Below are 2,929 nucleotides of genomic sequence, written 5' to 3'. Positions count from 1 at the left end.
CCGTCGCCATAGGCGGCGCTGAGGCCGCCGTGCGTGCGCATCGGCACGCTGTCGCCGCGGCCCAGCGCGGCCTGCGCCTGGCCCTGCAGCACCACGATGGCCGAGAACCGGGGGCTCGCCTGCGAGGTGGCTTCGTAGTGGTGGTGCACCACGATGTCGGAGGCGGCCAGCGTCAGGCCCGGGCCCAGCGCATGCGTCTCGACGCGGCCCTCGGCGATGCACAGCGCCTCGGGGTCGCGCGGTGCGCCCGACAGATAGGGCAGGCGGTAGCGGAAGCCCGCGTCGCGGCCGAGCCGATCGAAGTCGGCGGCGCTGAAGCGGCGCGGCGAAACGCCGGGCGCGAGGGCCGCTTCGCTTTCGGCGCCCGGCATACGTTTGCCGCGCTTCGGCATAGGTCGGTGCATCGCCAGATGGTAACAATTCTCATTTGTCGTTAAACCCTTTGTCCTCACCGCCGCCATGCCGACTGCCTTCCGTTCTACCGCGCCGTTCCGGCGCCATTCCCTGCACCTGCTGTTCGGCGCGGCGCTGCCTTCGATGTCCGCGCTGGCGCAGGCACCCGATGCCGGATCGGGCGCCGCGTTGCCCGCGATCGAGGTGACCGGCACGGCCGTCACGCCCACCACCGAGGGCACGCAGTCGTACACCACGAAGGCCGCGCGCACCGCGACCGGCCTGCAGCTCTCGCCGCGCGAGACGCCGCAATCGGTCAGCGTGGTCACGCGCCAGATCGTCGAGGACCAGGGCCTGCAGACCACCGGCGACATGCTGAACAGCGTCACCGGCATCTCGATCACGCGCAGCGACGCCAACCGGCTCTCGGTGTCGGCGCGCGGCTTCGCGATCGACAGCTACCAGTTCGACGGCCTCGTGAGCCCGGTGCTGTCGCCCTGGTCCTTCGGCGAGAGCAACCTCGACACCGCCATCTACGACCGGCTCGAGGTGGTGCGCGGCGCCACCGGCCTGATGACCGGCGCGGGCAACCCGTCGGCCGCGATCAACTTCGTGCGCAAGCGGCCGCTGCGCGAGTTCGCGGCCTCGGCCGGCGTGTCGGTGGGCAGCTGGAATTTCCGGCGTGCCGAGGCCGACATCTCGGCGCCGCTCACGCAGGACGGGCGCATCCGCTCGCGCCTGGTGGCGGCCCATTCGGACGGCGACAGCTACACCACCTTTCTAGGCAACCGCTCGAACACCTTCTACGGCGTGCTCAGCGCCGACCTGACGCCCGCCACCGAGCTCACGCTGGGCCTGAGCAAGCAGGACACCGTGACGCGCGGCTTCGGTGCCGGCTTCCCGCTGTTCTACACCGACGGCCGGCGCACCGACTTCGACCGCTCCGTGGCCAGCAACACGACATGGACCCGGGCCGAGACCGACACCACCACCGCCTTTCTCGACCTCACGCACCGCTTCGCCAACCGCTGGACCGCCCGCCTGGCCTACAGCCACGCCAGCACCGACATGATGATGAAGCACCTCTACCGCGGCGGCGCGGTCAATGCCTTCACCGGCGCGATGAGCGTGGCGCCTTCGTACATCCACTACGACGGCGAACTGAAGCGCCGCGCCGCCCATGCCACGCTCGGCGGTCCGTTCCGCCTGCTGGGTCGCGACCACGAGTTCTCGCTCGGCTGGATGCGCTTCGACGACCGGCTCGACCTGCCGCAGTACCGCGCGCTGAACCAGCCGCCGATCGGCAGCTTCTTCGACTGGCGCGTCGACCGCATCGCCGAGCCGCTGTGGTCGAGCGTGCCCTCGCAGGCCGACACCATGCGCGCGCGCCAGGACGGCACCTATGCCGTGGGGCGTTTCTCGCTGGCCGATCCGCTGCACCTGATCGTGGGCGCGCGCGTGAGCAACTGGAAGACCGACCAGAACTACTTCGGCGCGATCCGCAGGTACGAGCACCGCGACCGCATCACGCCCTACGCGGGCCTGCTCTACGACATCGACGACACCTACACGGCCTACGCCAGCTACACCAGCATCTTCAAGCCGCAGAACAACCGCGACGCGGCCGGCGAGATCCTCGACCCGGTGACCGGCAAGAGCTTCGAGCTGGGCCTCAAGGCCGCCTACGCGGACGGCCGGCTCAACGGCGCCTTCGCGCTGTTCCAGACGCGCCAGGACAACCTGGCCGAGGCCATCGCCGGCCAGACCGCGGGCGGCGTGCCCAACACCCAGGCCTACCGCGCGGTGGCCGGCGCGAAGGTGGAGGGCGTGGACCTCGAGCTCAGCGGCGAGATCGCGCGCGGCTGGAACCTCGCCGCGGGCTACACCCACTTCCGTGCCCGCGCCGCGAACGGCACGCCGATCAACACCGGGCATCCGCGCAGCCAGCTCAAGATCTTCAGCAGCTACCAGCTGCCGGGCGACTGGAGCGCGCTGACCCTGGGCGCGGGCGTGAACTGGCAGGGCCGCGCCTACGAGACCGTCATGGCGCCGCCGGCCAACCGCTCCACCGTGGTCGCGCAGTCGGGCTATGCGCTGGTGAGCCTGATGGCGCGCTACGAGATCCGCAAGAACGTCTCGGCGACCCTGAACATCAACAACCTGACCGACCGCAAGTACTACTCGCAGGTCGCCTTCTTCAACCAGGGCTGGTATGGGTCGCCGCGCAACGCGACGCTGTCGCTGCGCGTGCAGTACTGAGGCGCTGCCAGGCTCAGAGGCCCTGGCGCGCCTCGGCGATGCGCGCGAAGCGGCCGAGCAGTTGCGCGGAATCGCCGGTGGCCTGCACGCGCTCGCGCAGCGCCTCGGGGTCGAGCCCGGCCGTCTTCAGCGGGCCGGCCAGGCGATCGATGTAGTCGCGCATCGCGTGGGCATCGAACTCGGGATGGAACTGCACGCCCCAGGCGCTGTCGCCGACGCGGAAGGCATGCACCGGGTCATGCGCGCTGCCGGCCAGCCGCACCGCGCCCTCGGGCAG

Annotated in this window: 2 protein-coding genes and 1 pseudogene; 1 reads left to right on the top strand and 2 read right to left on the bottom strand. The window is 70.7% G+C overall.

What is annotated here, in order from left to right; translation table 11 throughout:
* Window positions 1-371, bottom strand: a pseudogene (locus tag AC27VN_RS37700) (AraC family transcriptional regulator); the annotation flags it as partial.
* Between the two features lie 88 nt (window positions 372-459).
* On the opposite strand from AC27VN_RS37700, the gene fauA reads away from it, so the two are divergent.
* Entirely contained in the window at window positions 460-2,652 is a 2,193-nt protein-coding gene (fauA, locus tag AC27VN_RS37695) for a TonB-dependent alcaligin siderophore receptor FauA (RefSeq protein WP_490879963.1), read from the top strand.
* 13 nt (window positions 2,653-2,665) lie between these two features.
* On the opposite strand, the gene AC27VN_RS37690 is transcribed toward fauA, so the two are convergent.
* The coding region (locus AC27VN_RS37690) for a type 1 glutamine amidotransferase family protein (RefSeq protein ID WP_490879962.1) at window positions 2,666-2,929 on the bottom strand (264 nt) is incomplete at its 5' end.

It is taken from the genome of Variovorax sp. 20P10.2.4 (assembly GCF_058244205.1).
The sequence above is the reverse complement of the archived record's forward strand: the minus strand, read 5'-3'. Positions and strand labels throughout refer to the sequence as shown.

Excerpts from the sequence above, each read along its gene's own strand:
- fauA (WP_490879963.1), top strand. The coding sequence starts at position 460 with ATGCCGACTGCCTTCCGTTCTACCGCGCCGTTCCGGCGCCATTCCCTG.